This window comes from Sulfobacillus thermosulfidooxidans DSM 9293 (genome assembly GCF_900176145.1).
GTDB lineage: Bacteria > Bacillota > Sulfobacillia > Sulfobacillales > Sulfobacillaceae > Sulfobacillus > Sulfobacillus thermosulfidooxidans.
This window is the reverse complement of sequence record NZ_FWWY01000001.1, coordinates 2,564,684-2,583,154: the sequence shown is the minus strand read 5'-3', so window position 1 is coordinate 2,583,154 and position 18,471 is coordinate 2,564,684. Positions and strand designations below refer to the sequence as shown.

Below are 18,471 nucleotides of genomic sequence, written 5' to 3'. Positions count from 1 at the left end.
GACGAAGCGGCGTCGCCGACTCACAGACTTTCGAAGCCGTCAATCCGGCAGGAGGAATGCAGTCTTGAATCGTCCCGATCTTCTTCGAGCATCGCCGACGAAACCCGATCTGGCAAGCCTGATCATCCCGAATGCCGATTGCTGCTGGCCGCGAGGCAGGCCTCAAGATAAAGCCTCAGGGTAGCAGAATCAATTTCTTTATACGAGGAGGATCAATGAAGATGTAGTCAACTACTTCCTTGACAGAAAAATAAAATGCAGAAATATCATTTGTTTCAATAATATTTGGCGACGGTATCAAAAATGTAGATGACAAGATCGCTGAGGTCAGTTTTCTCAATTTGTTTCCATAAAAATATATAGGATTATTCTCCCGAGAAAGAGCTGGCAAATATAATGTTCCAGACAAAACACTCATAGGAAATGACCAATTTCCATGCTTGACTCTTTTACTTAGACCATGATCTATTGATCCCCTCCAAAAATGGATTCTAGAGGGTTTATCACCGTTGGCGTTTGTAGCTATCATTGCCATCGTCCATAAATTCCTCTTCGTATAAAACTGGTGTACATGCGTTATCCCATGAGACTCTTTTGGTTGTTTCGTATTATATCCCTCAGGCATCCTATCCGTTGGAAACCAATAGGGTATGGGCTGCGAATTAATAACATTAAGTAAAGCCCAGTCAAAAGCGTCGGGAATTTTGTCCTCCCGTCTTTTCCCAATAGAATAATTAATTAAAACTGGGACCTGCTTGGCATGGCGAACCGTCTCGTGAATAGCGTCATCATATGCCGTCACCCATGCTCGTTCCAGCTTCTTTTTCGTTAGTTGCACACCGCAAGATGGACAGAGAAATTCATCCCGCACTTTCCCTTGCTCTTTATCAACGGCCGCCTCCCAAAAAATGATTTCATGGGAACAGTTCGGGCAAACAAACACATCGGACCATACTGTGTAATTAATTTTCGCCCACGGCAAAGAGGTATCTTCTAAAATAGATTGAGGGTGATTGCGCAATGCTTCTAACGCTTTTTCCCTTTGTTCTTCGGTCGCGTAAGAGGGCAATGTCGCGTACATCCACCCACACTCTTTTTCAACTTCACGTAGAACCTGCTCAGCTTGTTCTTGGAACAACTGGGGATCAGTTGGCGTATTATAGTTATAGGCAATAAAGGAGGCAGCAGGACTTAAATCATTTAAAATCGCGTGGCGAACCCCTAATTTCGAAATCGGTTTCCACACCGTTTCATCGTCTTCATTCGATAAAATCGTACCATCTTCCTCAACGCGGTATCCCAAAGATTCTACGGTTTTCCGGTCACCACAGAGCTGAGCGGCTACTCCGGTCATGCCCGTCCCCGCAAAGCCGTCGAAGACAATATCCCCAGGATTGGTGTAATGAAGGATATAACGCATAATCGCCTTATGCGGAACTTTGGTGTGATAGGAATGGGCATTGTAAATGGGGTCATTCTTGCCCTCAGAGACATCGGCCGCATAGGGTTCGCGAAGATAGGGGTCGTCGTTCTGCGGACGATCTTGTTCCCATTCTTCTACAATTTGTGGCAAAAAGGGATTGGGACATGCGGTGTAATACGGGGGATCGGATAATGCTAAAATATCCTCATCGCGCCCCTTGGGAAACCCTTCGATGTTCTTGAGTTCGGGTAATTTCTTCTTAAGTTCCTCTGTAAAATAGGTGCGACGGGCTTCTTCGCTCTCAAATACCATGCCAAGACAGGTTACCGGGCCCTTTTTCTTTTTGTCTTGTTCAAATTCTAAATCCCATGCCAAGGTTCATTCATCCTTCCATCTAATGTTTTCTCATAAGAACAACTTAATTGGCGTCGGGCAGTTTAAAGATTACCCGCACTTTGCTGGGATCATCGCTGCCTCGAATCACATCATCGATAACTTTGGCCAAGATGGCTTTCGCTTCTTCAGGCTTTAAGGCGCTTGCTTTGGTCAAATGCTCACGTAAGGTAGCCAGGGTTACTTCCCTGGCTTCAATGCCCCCAAGAACTGTTTTGACATTTTCGATAAATCCAGGCGGTAAGGGCAAGGGCAAACGCCCCGATTCTATAAAGTTGTTAATAACCGATCGTGAAGAGTTATCCAAATAGGACAAGCTCTGTAGGCAATAAAGATCCTGAAGGGATTCGTGCAAGTTCGCCGTCCACTGATCCAATACTTCTTGCGTCTTTTCTTCAAACCAATTGAGATCGTGCACCGTGTCCCGTTCTTCCAATGGCTTGAAATGACAATGAGGACAGATAGGATCTTTATCGAGATCGGATGGAGTTAAACGGCTGCACATTTTGAGGCTCATCAAATCCCTTTGGAGGTGCTCAAACTGTTCACCGCTAATCAGAGGCACTAGTTTTAACGAGGCGAGCGCTTGCCATTCGGGTGATTCTACGAGTCTTGCCTTGCGTTCATCATCGGCTTTGTTTAGCCGATACTGTTTGTGCAAGCTGAAATAAATCTCTTTATAGTGGTTGATCAGTGGTACAAGTTGTTGTTTGATGTGGGTGAGGCTCTCATCCCCCTTCAGATCCTCAACCACGTGCTCTTTAAGACGCAAAGCCTCTGTTTGCCATGGATCGTCTGATGGTATAATTTGCGATGCCTTATCCAGATAACTCAACATCGGTTGTACTTCTTGCACTCTTGTAATCACGGGGGCAAATGCCTTACGCACGCGGTGTAACATATCATCGACGTGGCTGATTTGATCAGCGCTATACGCGAATGCTGCCAGTTTTCCCACCGTGTTATATTTGCTCACTTCGTCAAGAAACTGATGTAATGTCTGAAGCAAATCAGCCCAATGTTGCTGTTCCTCTGAGGACCACAGCGGTCTTCCCCACACAGTCATTCCGTCTTGCAAGATTTTTTCCCACTGCACAACGTCTTTTACGAGATATTGCTGCTTTTCTTGTAATTGCCTAATCCCTTCTTCTCGCTGCTTTTCTTGTTGAATCAACCCAGGTGCGAGATTCAGCATTTCAAATAGGACAATTAACGGGGCCAAAGGCATTTCTTTGGGCCGTTCAATATGACTAAAATGGAGTCTGTCATCAAGAGACAGCTTGACCCAGTCGGCCAGCCGACTCGCGTCATACTTCACATTGCCGGCAACAATCACTAGGTCCCCTGCATAGACAAGGGCTGTTAAAACCACCAAAAGTAGTTCGGGCTCCAAATGGAATTCCTTAGTATAGGCCACATCTTCGACACCATTGCGTGTCAATATCGTCTCAATCAGTGCCGCACGATTGACCAAATGAGCCGGTGCTGGTTTTTGTTCCATGAGCGACAAAACCCACTGTGCATAGGGGGAATGACGGCGATGGATCTTGTTGTCCTCTAGTAATTCTAAGGATTCAAGAAGCATTCCTGTCGCCGCCGAGGATGACTTCCCCGCGATACGGTCCATAGCTTCTTTGGCATAGGTTTTCAGGCTAGACTGGCTTACCGGCATTTTAAAGGCGGTAAATGACGGGTATCCCGGGCACTGGCGGTTGAAGGCTTTTTCCAAAAAATAGCCTGCAATCTTGGGCACCATTTCGTGAATGAGGCTATCGGAAGGAAAGTTTAACTCTTTGACCACGCTAACTAACCGCTTAGGCTGACGTTCATGAACCACTTCAAAATGCGTGACGAAGTGGACCCTGAACCACTCATTGAGGTTTTTGAGGGCCCTGTCACTGCGCAGCGTATATTCTCGCCAATCGGGACTATTAATTGGTTTATCATTGGCCAGTTCTCTTGCCGCCGCATAATGCCGTAAAATATCGCTTAACTCCTCATCAACTTCAGATAATCGGAAAAAAACATCATCATCACGGCCTTCATCCTCAAAACGGTTGGTTTTAAAAGGCGGGAGAAAATAGACATAAAACTCCCGTGGAGGTTGTGCGGTAGAGCGTTCATTGGGTGTCCCGAGAAATAGGTAGCCCGGGCGCTCCACATTATGCGACAACCACGGCACATCAAAGCGCCAAATTCGGGTATTAGACACGTAAGGAGCGTCTGTTCGCTGCAAAATCCGCATCACGGCATCAAAGTAGTACCGGTTAAGGACATCAGGGCTTAAAACCGAGGCCTTTTCTTTTAATATCCCTTCGTAGTCAACCAGGGTGCCCATATCTAAATAGTACTGATCGTTGGTGTCATTATGAACGATGACACGGTGGCCTAAAATCGCTGAAATGCTTTGACAAATAGATCGGATAGACGTCGTTAAAAAACGCATGTCCTGAACCGGTAGGGGAAGGTACAAACAGAGATCATCACGTAAATTCTCTGCCGTTAACCCCAAGGGTAAATCGAAATCATCTGTGGTTAGGCGAGAAATGGCCAACGCGCGAATGATGCGTTCGGCGACAGGCCAATACTGAGGGGTATCCAAACCCTTCTCAACACGTTCTAACGCTAGATGAGTACGGCGCTTTAACTTATCAAAGGTGGGATCCGCCGTGAGCGTCGTATCCGTATCTAAGTAATCCCAATAACTGTCGTAACTTAAGAGTTTAAGTGTTGACTCGTCAATCTCCTCATCCAGTAAGCCCCGAATCTCCTCACTAATCGTACGCAAAATCTCACGTTTTTCGGCGAGTACCACTTGCTCAAATGTGCTCAAAAATTGGGGATGAACCGGAAAAAGCTCAACAAAACGGTCAATATCACTGGACAAACTCTGATATAGAGGCATAAAGGGTTTGAGATATTGGCGAATCCATTCTTTTTGTTCAGCCGTTTTCACTAAAATCCTCTGGCTAACGACATATGCCACGTCCTGACGCACAATATGAACTTGTAAAAACCGTGCTTGGACGTGTTTGATGGACTCTGCCACGAATTGGAAATGAGGATTACCAAAAAGCATCTCTTGAATACCAGCCATAAGTCTTAAACGGGTGGATGTGGCGAGTTCGCCGATCTCACGCAGAAATCCTAAATCAAGAACTATTTCCTGTTCGTTGCGAGCCCTTAAAAAGTCTAATAATTCATCCACTACCATGAGAAGACCTTGTTCAGGAAAATGTTCATGGAAAAGACCCATCATCTCCACAAAACTTTCCTTATTATTGGCAATACGGTTGACAGGGGGAAATTGGTAGTCAATTCCTAAGCGTTTGAGCCCTTTCTCGAGTTCAAGAACGATAGCATCCCGCAAGTCAATTTTTGTGCTTCCCAATTCCATGCGCAACACATGAAATTTTCCTGCTATCGCTTCGAGCGATTGAGCCACCTGCTGATTGTGCAGCGCCGTTAAGGCCTCAGCATTTTCGGCAATGGTCGAAATCACCGCCATCAAATGGGACTTACCAGTGCCATAGTTACCCACAATCAATAAGCCTTTGTTATCAAAGGGCGCGTCAAATTGCAAATTGGGTACAATGTGATGGCGAATTTCTTCTTCCATCCGTTCAGAGATCACATAATTGCCAACAAGTTCCAAGGCTTTAGTTTTTTCATTAGCGTCTTGCACTTTAATAACCGATTCAATCGGCTGAAACTGAATTAAATCACGATATTTCATACGTTCCCACCATTCTTGTTTTCCAGATTTGTCACCATAACCACCGTGTCGCGAAAATAGTAATAATCGTCTCGACTCGGCATGGAATATTGAAAAACCCCGTCCTCAACGGATCCCGGCCAAATCACCACAGCAGGATGATGGCGAGAGAAATCCTGAAAGAAGGGAATGACCTGAATTTTTAACGTCATTAAAAGTTCGATGTTGTCGAACACGAAAGGTACGGATGAAAGCGTTTCCTCGCAACACATCAGCAGGTGATGGATAGTGAAAAGAGCGAGGTCTCCCTGGTGCAGAAGATACCGGGCCAACGCCCAACTTAAATTGATATAGACACCAAGTCCCTCATTCGCAATCCGCCGAGCCAAAGTCGTTTTGCCCGAGCCTTGTGCCCCTGCGATGACATATAAAGGATGCAAATGTGAAGGCAGGTGTCTCACCTTTTGGCTGATTACATCCCAACCTTCTTGCATGACACCCTTCCTATTCCCCAAACCTCTGTGTACCCAAAAGAAATCCCCAATATTTCACATGGCCTGTAACATATTCCTACCTTGCGAAGTTCTATTGTATAAGATTCGGGAAAAACTGGCATAATCCTTCTTCAGGATTGCGGTCTTCACAGAAAAATCTGCTGAGAATTTTTGGAGTATTACCCAAAAAATTCATTGTGGCAGATCTGTCCGTTGGCCTAGTCTGTTTACTCTTCTAAAGATGACACGTTTCCTCTTGATCACCTTTAAAATATTGTTTCAAAGGCAAACAGTAGGAGAAGGATGGACTGCTGCTTCTAGACTATCGGCAAGGTTATGTGTAGAGTTCCATGGAATGCTAGTTCTCACCGTTAACTTCGCCAATGAAGTTGAGAAGGTTAAGAAAGAACGTCTTGATTATGTCACGCTTAGTGAGCAGATGCCACCTGATTGGCGGTGGTCACATCGGCTTGAGCTTGATTAAACAATTGCTGAGCCTTAGCCAGATCCTGACTTCCCGTGGTTTTATCCGCGTTGAGATCGTTTTGAATAGCATTTAGCGCATTTTGAATCATAGCAGATGTAGGAACCGAAGATGGAACATAGTTAGGCAATTGGGACTGGGCACTCTGATAGATAGCAAAATCGCTTTGGATTTGCGGTCCGAGATTAGCAAGACCGGTGATATCCGAAGACGGATCATCATATTGTACTGATTGCTGATCATTCCCTACAACAGAAGCATCATCGGACACTTCTGAAGCGTCATCGTGAATTTGTCCATTATCCCTTTGGGTATTGTTCCGCCAAAACCTCTTCGGCTTGAAGTTGATTGGCCGTCGTGACCAAATCAGCGGTCTCGGATTGTAGGTCTTGGTTCATCGCCGATAGCGCAGCCGTGATACTGTTCTGTCCACTTTGTTCAGACTGCAAATCTGCCGGCACAGTTTGGGCATCATTACTAATTGTTTGCTGTTCATTGCTAATTTGAGCCTGCTGAGCCAATGCTTGTTGTTGTTGGTTGACTTGTTCTTTGAGTTGATGAACCGCCTGATTATATTGGCCGATAGTCCTGGGTTGAAATGTGACGCTGTTGAGTGAGCCATCGGATTGAGGAAATAGCACTGTGAGCTGTCCATTGGACAGGGTTCCGGTCAACTGGGATTGGAAATTAGGCCCAAAGTTTAAGCCTTGAAAGAGAATTTGCACATTGCTTCCATCTTGATTAATGGATACCACACTCGATTCGGTCACTGCCACCGGATTATTCGGCCCTTGATCGTAGACCTCATAAAATTGACTAGTTCCGTTAACAAAGGGTGCGAAAAATTCCACGCCATTTGAAAAATCGGCGATATATCCCTCGATTTGATTGGCGGTTGAGTTTGATGGAGATGGGGACGGTGAGGAGGACGGCAATGGGCTTTGTGATGGTGAACTCATCAACACGCTTGGTGAGTCAGTCGCACTAACGGATTGTTTCTTTAGTTGCCGCAGCCGGATTTCCACAGACACTGGTCAAAAAGCTCGTCGTTAAAACCATTACGGGAAAGTGAGGGTTTTCATTAATTTGCCACCTTCACAACCTCTTTGGTGCAGTATACCATGTTGTTGTCGTTCCCGGCTCAACGCACACGAGATCCGTGGGATCCAACGTGCCCAAAATCGATCAACGACAAGCCTAAAGGACAGCTTTCGTCTTCCGTCCGTCTTTGCGACTCCTATCCTCTCTTTCTTCTTAACGAATCGTCTAGAAAGTTTGGCGCAAAATTTCTTGTTCCAAATCGAGATCACCAGAAGGTACCATGACAAGGTCTGCCAGCGCCTGTTTCTCCGATAAGATCCGATCCATAATTTCATCCACGGTTCCCTGTTGAGTAAGCGATTCCCTATCCACCACTAAAGGATAATAAACGGTGACAGGACGCGTTTGACCTAGACGGTGCACCCTGTCGGTTGCTTGATTTTCCACGGCTGGATTCCACCACCGGGTATAATGCACCACGTGATTGGCACCGGTTATGGTTAACCCCACTCCGCCAGCACGCGGAGTGGAAATCATCACCCCAAATCCCTTATCGGTATTAAAGCTCTGAACGATCGCTTGCCGGTCAACGGTTTCACCGTTCACGATATAGGCCATTTTATCGAATTCTTTCATGATCCATTCCTGCAGCATCCGTTGTAAAATCAGGCTAGTTGTAAAGACTAAAGCTTTTTCGTCCCGATTTTTGACCTCGCTAAGAATTTTCAAGGTCTCATGTAATTTGGGAACTTGTTCAGCGGGCAAGGCTGTCCAAACCGCGTGACGTTTTAACGCCCATGGATGCCCCAAAACATTGCGTAATTGATCTAACGCAACGAGGCCAGAAAGTTCTCTTTTCTTGACTTGAAGGATAATTTGCTGGTAAATCTGTTTTTGTTCTTCTCCTAGGGGAACATATCGCTTCTCAATCGTCTTTTCCGGTATCTCTAAATTCACGTCTTCTTTGGTTCGGCGGAGATAAATAGGCCGAATCGTTGTGATAAGACGTTGTTCCAAAACCCTAGCGGACTCGGGAGTCAGGGGCTGTCCCTTCCCGGGTTCTTCAAACTGATCACGAAATTCCCTGAGACTCCCTAAAAACCCCGGTTGCACAAAATCAACGAGGGACCATAAGTCACGCAAACTATTTTCGACGGGTGTTCCGGTTATTGCCACGCGAAAATGATTCTTCAAGGCTTTGACTGCTTCGGTTCGAGCTGTCGATGCATTCTTGATATTTTGTGCCTCATCCAAAATAACGGCATGCCAATTAATCTTGCCTATTTCCAGTTGGTCCCGCGTCACCGTCTCATAAGTCGATATCACCACATCAACATTGTTTATATGATCTCGCACGGCAGCGCGTCCGGGACCATAATACGTCAGTACCTGTATTTGTGGAGCAAATCGATGGATTTCATTGACCCAGTTATCGAGAACGGAAAGCGGTACAACAACCAAGTTTGGCCGTTTGTCTTCTTGATAGAGATATGCCAAGACGGTAATGACTTGAACCGTCTTGCCCAATCCCATGTCATCGGCTAAAAGAACTCCCCATCCTCTACGATACCGGCGCATCAAAAATTGAAACCCTTCCCATTGATGAGACAATAGGTTCCCACAGAAATGGACCGGTACATCCATTGCTGTGGCATCATCGTCCAAGGCTATCCATTCACGCAGGGGTTGATTAAAATCAATGACCTCGAGATTGGTAAAAATATCTAACACATAGGGGAGACGATGTGGTGCCACGGGCCCCTGTTTTGAAATTTCTTCAATAGCCTGGACACTTTCTCGGTAATGATGCGGCAACTCGATCCAACCATCCTGAAATCGAACAAAACGATCCTCCTCTCCGGCTTGATTAGCCAAATCCCGAATCATTTCGGGGGACAAGATCTCAGGTTCGATCTTGTCTTCCCCCTCACTGGGCAGTTCGAGGCGCACTCCAGCCTGGAGTTCGAACCAGCCGCGATCATTCGTTTGCCCGTTGACAAAAGGTTGCGCCCGGTAAATTCGGAGTTTCAAGCCGCGTACCCGTTCAGAGAATTGCGCCAGATCAATCGGAACGTTCTCGGGGATAAACGCTTCGGGATTTTTGAGGAATTGGGGAACTTGATGCCCAAAGAGCGGCGGTAACTGGGTGCGCAGTTGCTGCACACGCTCTTTGGTCACTTTCTTGGCAACAATACGCCGCCGTTCGGCACCATGGCGGGCTTCGACATATCCTCCCGCCTTCGATAATTGACGTAAGACGTCTTCATCAAGACGCTCATCATGGTATTGCACATCACAGTGCAAGTGTTCCGGATCATCAAGGACAGGCTGTATCTCAAAATCATCAACCAACACATAATTTTCACGGGTTAAATAGGTATCCAAAGTTGCACCAAGAGTTCCGGCCACTTCCTTAATCTCAGCCACCCATGCCATTTTCTCTTCCAAGCCTACCGGAACAGGTTGATCTAATAAAGTTAGAAGCCGATAGGTCAAAGCATCGATGACCACAGGCCCTTTATCGGTGACAATCCATGGTCCATAACGGCGTCCCCACAACAAGAGGTTTCCCTCATGGCCTTGATAGCGAACATCGGCGCGAATGCGAAACCGGGACTGCGTAATACTCCCGGTTGAAAATAAGGACACCCCAGGTCTCACGGGTACAGGCCAGTGGGTCCCCTCGAAATCATCGACACCTAGGGTAAAATAAACCGTCCATGGCAAGAGATATTGACCATCTTGATATGAAGTAATGCGTTGCTGATGCCATAGCTCGTCTAACAATGCCAATTTAGGCCAACACGCGTCATTCACTAATTGACGCATGGGAATACCCAAACCCACTAATGGGAGGCTCAGTACCTGGTCCTGGTAGCAAAGTGTAATCGCCAAACCCTCAGGAAGTGGATGTTCCTCTGTGTGAAATGCCTGTGTTTTATGATCCATTCATAATTCACCTACCGATGGGGCCAACCCAAATAGGGTTCTAACTCCCACATAAAATGTTCCGGCCACGCTCCGTTGTGTAATAAACGGTTAATAGCTAAATCCTGGTCTTTCAGTTTCAGGGCGTTATTGTCGGCGTATCGCTTCACAATAGCGAAGGCTTGGGGTAAATAGATATAACATGCATTCCCGACAAAAGAAAATTCAACAGCGACAATCTTATCGAAATAAAGAACCACTGCAGAGCGCGGTGTATCTTCCTCCCATATTTCAACGTGCCGACAGCGATCCAAATACCCTTTCCAAAACTGGTAACGTGCATTGTCTTGATTAAAGAATTCTGCCAGACGCTGAAGACGTAACCACTGTAGGACACGTCCTCGCGCATCATTACCGACTTTGAGCCACGCTTCTGTGGGAAGTTCGGGATTGCCCCATCTCCCAAGAAAGGTCTGGATGACATCCCCGTCGAACCGGTCAACGGGAACGTTTAACAAGTAGGACCGCATGGCCTGTTGCGCACGCCCTCGGGATTTGTCATCCAGCTGGCTACTCCAACTCGACCATGAAAAATGCTTTGAGGCCAAAATCTCTTGCCAAATCGGTGGTGTGGCGGCTATTAAGACATGGGCCATCAATACATGCGCCAAGATATTCTGTTGTGATAAGCCTAAAGCATGAAGGTCATAATCCAAGGCCCCTTGGCGTAAGCTCCCTGCCCACGTGGATAGCGGCTCATTGTCTTGAAACGCCAGCCGGGCCGCCTCAACCATTGCCGGGGGCGTATTGGACCACCACGGAAATTGTTCAATGTGGTTCATAACACTGCGCATCAGTTCTAAATACGCACTTTCGGGAAATTCGACAAATAGCTCCCAAATTAATGCTAAGGCGGGATCATCCCCCCGTATTTTAACGAGTTGTTGAACGGTTGAATGCAGGGCTGCCGGTACTAATGTTGTATAAAAGAGAATGAGCACATACAGATCAATGCGGTCCATGGTTTCTGCCCATTCCAAGATTTGCTTCTCAGACATCCCTTCAAGAAGTGCCAGCAATTTCGGCAAGCGTCCCTTATGTATTTCGGCCAGAAATCGGGCATTGTCATGGTGCTGGGGATACACCTTCGCTAATGCTTGGCGCACTCGCTGAAGCTTTTCGGGAACATAGCGAAAACCACTAGGCGTTGTCATGGCGCATTAACCGTGCTTTGCACGGCATTCATAATTTGGGTCTGATTCAGTTTAAATGAAAATACAACCCGTCGAGACGCTTTGGCACTATAGCGCCCATCAATATATACGGGATCGTTAAAAGAGCGCCCTTCGGCCGTAATATATTTTTGTAACTCCGTTTGATAAGGAAAGGAGCCAAATGCTGGGCTAAATATCGTGTCGACAACAGCTAACGCTCGTTCTTGCGACAGATTGAGGTTGTACAAGTAGGTCCCTTGTCGGTCTGTATACCCCTCAACGACAATGGCCGAAATGTCGTGCCGATATTTCGGACTCAACAAGACCGAAATATAGGCGGGAATAAACGATTTAAGGCTTTTTACCCCCGCTGGCGATACCTGGTAAGAATTAAACGCGAAAAACACATCGCTCGCGAATTGAATATCACCAGTCTTAGGATTAATCGTCATATGCAAATGTGATTTTTGAAATTCCTGTTCCAATGAATGGACAATGGCAGTTTGGACGCCTAATAGCGCATTAATCCGGGCTTCTTTTTGTTGTAACAAATGATGATAAGTTAAAACACTGACCGCCAGAAATAAGATGAACATCAAGACCAAACCTGCCATAAGGTCTGAATACATAATCCAGTGATCGAAGTCATTCGTTGGCCGCTCCCTATGCCGTCTTCGATTTCGCATTGCCATCATGAACGATTCACCTCGTCTTGCGTCTCCCGGTATTGCATCCGGCTCATGGCTTGTGAAAAAGTGTTCATATGCTGGAATAAGATCCTCGCCGCTTCATCAACCTGTTGAACAGGAATCGCTAAAGTTTTGACACCGCTTTCGATCACTTTGACACCATTAGCGAGGTAATCCACGGCTTGCGCTAATTCGTCGTCAAATTGTGAAAAGGTATAATGAATCCCGGTACTAAGATTTTCCTGAAGCGTATCCATGGTCTTTTCCACATAGTTCTGGAAGGCCTGAGCCGTGGTAGCAAAAGTCGCCGTTAATTGCAACATTTTCTCGGCCATTGAGGTTTCAAGCTCATGAAATGCCTCCATATGATTGGATAAAGCTTGACTCATCGATTCCCCATAATGACTAAGGGCTGTTGCCCACTGTGTCAAGGCCTGAGTCGCCTGCTCTTCGATATCCCGGACTGCGGTTTTCAACTCTTCGACCACTGTGGGAAAACGATCGATAGCCAAAGACATCTGATCAGCGAACCGCAATTGTTCATGTTGAAAATGCTCCTGCGCGGCAGCCAACATCATTTTTTCTGATTCGATGACCTCCATGACGTCCTTCATTTCCGTTACCACGCTGTGAAAATCTCTTAACATGGCCTCTTCAATACTTTGGAATCGCTCGACAAAAACTCGAGATTGCGTCTCCAATTGGCTAAAGAAATTCTCCAAACGAGTTGGTAAGCCCTGTGTCACCTCTTTCATGGATTCTACAAATTGTGACCAGTATCCAGCACTATCGAGAAGCTCACGGTGAATGGCGGCACTTTCATTCCAAAGATCGCGTTGAACTTGGTTTACCTTTTCTGCTTGTTCCATACTACGCTGGGCTTCTTGAAATGCTTGACGCGCAATGTCGAGGATTTCGTGCTGGACATCGACCGTTTGAGCAAACGCTTCATGCAATGATCGTGTCAAGTCAACGGTTTGCATGCTGACCTGATCAATAAAGGTATGGGCAATTTGTTCCAGACCCGTCATTTGAGCTTGGGTCGTATTTTCTGCGACACGGGTCAATTCCTCACCTAATGCATTTAAGCGTGCCACCGTCTCTTCTTCTTTGACACCTAAGTGCTGAATTTCCGGAACCAAGGTCTTATAAAGGGCATCTTGAAAACCCCCGACTAATTGGGGAATTAACGCATCAGTCACGAGCGTGGCTAAGTCGTCCCGTTGAGCTTGTTGAAGTAAGGTGAGCTGGTGCAACAAAAGTTCCTCAGGTGGCACCTCAAACAATTTTTCTAAACGATCTAAGAGATCGACGACGGCCTTCTCGAGTCTAGGACTCCATATCATTTTGTCCGCGATAATCCATAGCAACGCCAACAATATCCCGAAGACTGACGAGGTAAATTTGAGACTTAATCCCCCTACGAGCTGCGCGATACCCGAACTCAAATTACTCGAGGAATTGATGTTGAGCCCATGAAGACCGGCCACCAAACCTAAAAATGTCCCTAAAATCCCCGCCATCGTTAACAAGGTAGGAATAATCTCGGTGATGCGGCGGTGCGCAATATTATATAAAATAGCATACTCAGAAAAATAGCGCAGGGGATCGACTACAGCCGCTTCCCCGCTCGCGTCATGAATTTGAAGAGCCTGACGGTATTGGTCCCATAAAGGTTTGAGCACAGACTCCGGATGGTCAGCAAACCACCCTTGCAATTGCATCCGGGGTTCCTTATCACGGGCTTGATCCAGAGCCTGAGTTAAATTCCCAACGTCCCGAAACACTCTTCCCTCGGCCCACATACGCCAAATACCTACTGCAACGGTCCCAAAAAACAGAGTCCAAACATATTCAGCACCAAAGGTGTTTATTCCACCGGCTGCATGAATGAGCCCAAATATCCATTCCCCAGGATTCCCCATCGGCTCTCTAATCCTCTTTCTTTATCATGTGATTGCTCTATCATGTGAGGTTTTACGATGCGTATGGACAATTCGACGAGAATCCTCCAAACTCCTCTCAAATGTTGTCGGATTCGGTAAAATTTCTCTTTTATACAATGCATTTCCAATCCATGGCCAACACAATCTATCTCATGTTCACAAGACAGCTCAAAATAAAGTCATTTCCTGATCACAATTCCTACCAATTTGGTTAAATGACCAAAATCATGGTATATCTATTCATTTTTTGCGGGAGATATGTCATAATTTCGCTACAATCCGTATGATTTTCTCCTAATGAACCGATTTATTGTCACCTTTTCTTCACTGTCCAAACAATGCTGACAACCACACAACCAAGACCAAGCAGGTTATACACATCACCCGGATGGGGGTGGGGTACCATGACGCGGTATTTAGATGGTGAAATAGCTCTCAGGCGTATGTGTGAATCAAGCGAATAACTTCGACGACAGATCGAACAGATCTAGGCAAAGACATCTAGTCCATCACATCGTTTTGAGGGAGAAGCAAAATGGGAACTTTCTTAGTTCGTCGCCTGTCCCAGTCCATTCCTGTGCTCTTTGGCATTAGTATTTTGATGTTTACCCTGGTTCACATACTCCCCGGCGGTCCTTTAGCCCTCTACCGAAATCAACCGGGAGTCACTGCTGCTCAACTGCACCAAGTGGCCGTGAACCTAGGATTGACAGCGCCTTTATATGTACAGTACTGGCACTGGCTTGTAGGCGCACTGCATGGCAACTTTGGGTATTCCTACATCTATGGACTGCCGGCCACGCAAATGATGTTGCAACGGTTACCGGCTACTTTAGAATTAATGGGAGCCGCATTTTTGTTAGCCACGTCTACCGCCTTTGTCATTGGAGTCTATAGTGCTGTTCACTACCGATCCAAATGGGATCACCTTTTCACCACCCTGAGCTACGTGGGCATTGCTGTTCCTGCGTTTTGGTTCGGATTGCTTCTAATAATTCTGTTTTCTGTGGATCTTCACTGGCTACCCTCCGGCGGCATTTTGAGTTCTGGGCAACCATTTTCTATAGCAGATGCTTTGCGCCATTTAATTCTCCCGGCAACTGTCCTGGCGTTTTATATTGTTGCGCAAGAAAGTCGCTATGTCCGTGCTGCCATGTTAGACGTGCTAAACCAGGACTATATTCGCACCGCTCGGGCCAAAGGTGTGGGAGAACATGTCGTGATTTGGAAACACGCCTTGCGCAACGCCTTGTTACCTGTCATTACGGTCATGGTTCTCGATACCGCCTACTTGTTTGGCGGTTCAGTCGTGGTCGAGACGATCTTTTCATGGCCAGGAATGGGCCGTTTGTTTATTCAAGCACTCTCGCAGGGCGATTACCCCGTGCTTCTGGTGATCGTCTCGTTTTTGTCGGTTGTCATTGTCTTTGCCAATATTTTGGCGGACATTTTATACGCCGTCTTGGATCCACGAATTCGTGTCTTATACCAATAGCCCGGAGGATTCTCATCATGTCGCTACCAATGCTTGATGCCTCTCTTGATGATGTCAAGGACTCACAATCTGAGACGAAGGCACCATCTAATCGTTTTATAGCCCGGTTCAAAACACATCGACCCGCATTATTGGGATTGGCGCTATTGACCGTTATCACATTAGCATCGATTCTTGCACCAGTGCTAGCTCCGTATCCCTTAAATGCACCCGACCTGAATGCACTGTTAGCTCCACCCAGCTTACATCACCTCATGGGCACTGACGATGTAGGAATTGACCTATTTACAGAGGTCCTCTATGGAGGACGTGTCTCGATAGCGGTGGGAATTTTTAGTGCGGTTGTGGCTATTACAGTAGGTACTGCGATTGGTTCGACCGCAGGCTATTACGGTGGCATTATTGATGGCATCCTCATGCGGCTTACCGATGTGGCGTTATCCACACCCGTACTCTTTATTATTCTACTTGTCACCGCGCTCACCGGACCTCATCCGGTTACAGTGGTTCTGGTAATTGGTCTCACAGCGTGGATGTTCCCTGCACGTATCTTGCGGAGTCAATTTCTCACGTTCAAATCACGTGATTTTGTGGAAGCCGCCCGGGCGATGGGCATGACAGACAGCCGAATTATTATTCGCCATATTCTTCCCAATGCTTTGCCGCCACTCATTGTGAATGCCACACTGCTTGTGGGTCAAGCCATATTGACCGAGTCCACCATGAGTTTTTTGGGCGCAGGTTTGCAGCCCCCTAATATCTCTTGGGGATATCTGCTAAATCAAGCACAAACCTATTTAACCACCGCGCCCTGGATGGCATTTTTTCCGGGATTAATGATATTCCTCGTGATCTTGTCCGTAAATATGGTGGGTGATGGGTTACGTCACGCATTAGACGTTCGTTAAATCCCAAGACACATGATCGAGTAAGTTTAAAGAATATTTTGACTTCCGTATTCTATCATCTGAACTCAAGGAGTGAACCCAAGTTGTCCATACAACGTCCACTTACATGGTTAGCGACTGGTCTGACTTTATCAGCTATTGCGGCAGGATGCGGCTCCCCTTCCACGACGACGTCGCAAGGGACGACCACAAGCAAGGCGGCTGTCATTGCCAATGGTACGGTGGTTGACGGAATTTTTGAAGAGCCGGATAACTTAAATCCGATCTTGGGACCCAATATGACCTTCTCTGCAATTGTCAAAACCTCCATGTTTCACAATCTATTTCAGGTTTTACCCAATGGTACCTTAGAACCCGATATTGCAACCGTCGTTCCCACTGTGGCCAATGGCGGGATTTCCGCTAACGGTTTAGTGTATACGTTCCATCTCAAACAAGGCTTGAAATGGTCAAATGGACAACCTATCACAAGTAAAGATGTATGGGAAACTTATAAGTTGATAACCAATCCGGCCGTCAATGCTGTCACAAAACTGGGTTGGTCGGATGTCAAAACTTTTAAGATATTGAGTCCCTATAGCTTCCAACTCATCTTAAATGCGCCATTTGCTCCTCTGATCGATACGGTGTTTACAGGAAGTAGTCCCGGCATTTTGCCTTACTCCGTCTTTAAGAATATTCCTGCCAGCCAGGTGAACACCGCTCATTTTAATGTGGACCCGTCAGTGAGTGATGGACCTTTTATGTTCAAAAGCTGGGTGCCCGGAGTCGCCATTACTGTGCAACGTAATCCCTACTGGTGGGGACCTAAGCCTAAAGCCAGTCAGATCGTCTTCAAGGTTATTCCCAATGAGAATACCTTGTTGGCCGATGCCCAGTCGCATGCGATTAATGTCTACTATTTTGCTCCTATTGAACAAGCACAACCCTTATCAGCCATTTCCGGTGCTAAAGTCTTCTTTACCTCGGCCCCCAATGAAGAAATGGCCGTCGTGAATATGCGCGATCCCGTTTTAGACAATGTCAAGGTGCGGCAAGCGCTAGAATATGCCATCGACAGGCCCGCCCTGGTCTCTAAGGTTTGGATGGGGCATGCAACGCTAGTTGGAGCCGATCAACCGCCTGATGCGTGGGCCTATGACCCGCAAATCAAACCGTATCCATATAACCCCCAAAAAGCGGATGCGTTATTGACGGCAGCCGGATGGAAGATGGGCTCCAACGGCTTTCGCACCAAAAATGGGCAAGAACTAACCCTGATCTATTCCACTACTGCCGGTAACCCTTACCGCGATGCGACAGAACGCTTGTTGCAATTCTGGCTCAAACAAGTCGGTATCAATTTAGTCATTCGTAACTACCCTGCCAACGAGTTTTTCGGCACAATACTGCCCGATGGGAAACCGTGGGACTTAGCCGAGTATGAATACGGACAAGGACTTGATCCCGGGGTCCGTCCCCAAGTCATGTACGAGCCAGGAGGTGCTGAAAACTTTGGCGCTTATAATAATCCGGCGGTAACCTCCTTACTCCAAGCCCAAAGCACGCTCGTCACAGAAGCCCAACGCCGCCCATACCTGTTCCGTGTCGAACAAATCCTGCATAATGACCTCCCGGATCTCTTTTATTACAGTCCCCAAGGTGTGTCGGCCTCAATCAATATGTCCGGGTATCAACCTAATCCTTGGTCCGTAGACACCTGGAATTGTTGGGACTGGCAGTTAACCAAGTAGTCAGTTGA

12 protein-coding genes are annotated in these 18,471 nt (G+C 46.7%); 3 read left to right on the top strand and 9 right to left on the bottom strand.

The features are described 5' to 3' along the window. Positions 1-175: 175 nt before the first annotated feature. From B8987_RS12760 to B8987_RS12720, 9 genes are all read right to left on the bottom strand, one after another. Positions 176-1,798 (bottom strand): DNA methyltransferase, encoded by a 1,623-nt coding sequence (locus B8987_RS12760; protein WP_020373659.1) that lies wholly within the window; start codon positions 1,796-1,798, stop codon positions 176-178. A 43-nt stretch (positions 1,799-1,841) separates the two neighbouring features. Next, positions 1,842-5,552, bottom strand: a complete 3,711-nt coding sequence (locus B8987_RS12755; RefSeq protein ID WP_020373658.1) for a DUF6079 family protein — start codon at positions 5,550-5,552, stop codon at positions 1,842-1,844. Beyond that, the gene (gene brxF, locus B8987_RS12750) at positions 5,549-6,025 is read right to left on the bottom strand and encodes a BREX-3 system P-loop-containing protein BrxF (RefSeq protein ID WP_020373657.1); all 477 of its coding nucleotides are present in this window, start codon (positions 6,023-6,025) and stop codon (positions 5,549-5,551) included. The genes B8987_RS12755 and brxF overlap by 4 nt, the downstream gene beginning before the upstream one ends. A 428-nt stretch (positions 6,026-6,453) precedes the next feature. After that, complete coding sequence (locus B8987_RS12745; protein ID WP_020373656.1) at positions 6,454-6,780, bottom strand: hypothetical protein; 327 nt, start codon at positions 6,778-6,780, stop codon at positions 6,454-6,456. Between the two features lie 28 nt (positions 6,781-6,808). Then, on the bottom strand, positions 6,809-7,540 hold the full coding sequence (locus B8987_RS12740; RefSeq protein ID WP_139793555.1) for a hypothetical protein: 732 nt from the start codon (positions 7,538-7,540) through the stop codon (positions 6,809-6,811). A 235-nt stretch (positions 7,541-7,775) separates the two neighbouring features. Beyond that, entirely contained in the window at positions 7,776-10,499 is a 2,724-nt protein-coding gene (locus B8987_RS12735; protein ID WP_020373654.1) for a DEAD/DEAH box helicase, read from the bottom strand. A gap of 11 nt (positions 10,500-10,510) precedes the next feature. Then, positions 10,511-11,692: an EH signature domain-containing protein gene (locus tag B8987_RS12730; RefSeq protein WP_020373653.1), complete on the bottom strand. Its 1,182-nt coding sequence runs from the start codon at positions 11,690-11,692 to the stop codon at positions 10,511-10,513. Beyond that, positions 11,689-12,387, bottom strand: coding sequence for an OmpA family protein (locus B8987_RS12725; protein ID WP_020373652.1), 699 nt, complete (start codon positions 12,385-12,387; stop codon positions 11,689-11,691). The genes B8987_RS12730 and B8987_RS12725 overlap by 4 nt, the downstream gene beginning before the upstream one ends. Beyond that, entirely contained in the window at positions 12,384-14,306 is a 1,923-nt protein-coding gene (locus tag B8987_RS12720; RefSeq protein ID WP_020373651.1) for a MotA/TolQ/ExbB proton channel family protein, read from the bottom strand. Before B8987_RS12720 ends, B8987_RS12725 begins: the two co-directional genes overlap by 4 nt. A 556-nt stretch (positions 14,307-14,862) precedes the next feature. On the opposite strand from B8987_RS12720, the gene B8987_RS12715 reads away from it, so the two are divergent. The 3 genes from B8987_RS12715 (at position 14,863) to B8987_RS12705 (ending at position 18,463) form a co-directional block, all read left to right on the top strand. Further along, positions 14,863-15,822: an ABC transporter permease gene (locus B8987_RS12715; protein ID WP_020373650.1), complete on the top strand. Its 960-nt coding sequence runs from the start codon at positions 14,863-14,865 to the stop codon at positions 15,820-15,822. A gap of 17 nt (positions 15,823-15,839) precedes the next feature. Beyond that, positions 15,840-16,730, top strand: coding sequence for an ABC transporter permease (locus B8987_RS12710; RefSeq protein WP_020373649.1), 891 nt, complete (start codon positions 15,840-15,842; stop codon positions 16,728-16,730). Between the two features lie 83 nt (positions 16,731-16,813). Further along, a complete protein-coding gene (locus B8987_RS12705) occupies positions 16,814-18,463 on the top strand; it encodes a peptide ABC transporter substrate-binding protein (protein ID WP_020373648.1) in 1,650 nt (549 codons plus the stop codon). The last annotated feature ends 8 nt before the right edge of the window (positions 18,464-18,471 follow it).

Coding starts and splice junctions, on each gene's coding strand:
- B8987_RS12715 (WP_020373650.1), top strand. CDS start 14,863: ATGGGAACTTTCTTAGTTCGTCGCCTGTCCCAGTCCATTCCTGTGCTC.
- B8987_RS12725 (WP_020373652.1), bottom strand. CDS start 12,387: ATGATGGCAATGCGAAATCGAAGACGGCATAGGGAGCGGCCAACGAAT.
- B8987_RS12735 (WP_020373654.1), bottom strand. CDS start 10,499: ATGGATCATAAAACACAGGCATTTCACACAGAGGAACATCCACTTCCT.
- B8987_RS12755 (WP_020373658.1), bottom strand. CDS start 5,552: ATGAAATATCGTGATTTAATTCAGTTTCAGCCGATTGAATCGGTTATT.
- B8987_RS12730 (WP_020373653.1), bottom strand. CDS start 11,692: ATGACAACGCCTAGTGGTTTTCGCTATGTTCCCGAAAAGCTTCAGCGA.
- brxF (WP_020373657.1), bottom strand. CDS start 6,025: ATGCAAGAAGGTTGGGATGTAATCAGCCAAAAGGTGAGACACCTGCCT.
- B8987_RS12720 (WP_020373651.1), bottom strand. CDS start 14,306: ATGGGGAATCCTGGGGAATGGATATTTGGGCTCATTCATGCAGCCGGT.
- B8987_RS12710 (WP_020373649.1), top strand. CDS start 15,840: ATGTCGCTACCAATGCTTGATGCCTCTCTTGATGATGTCAAGGACTCA.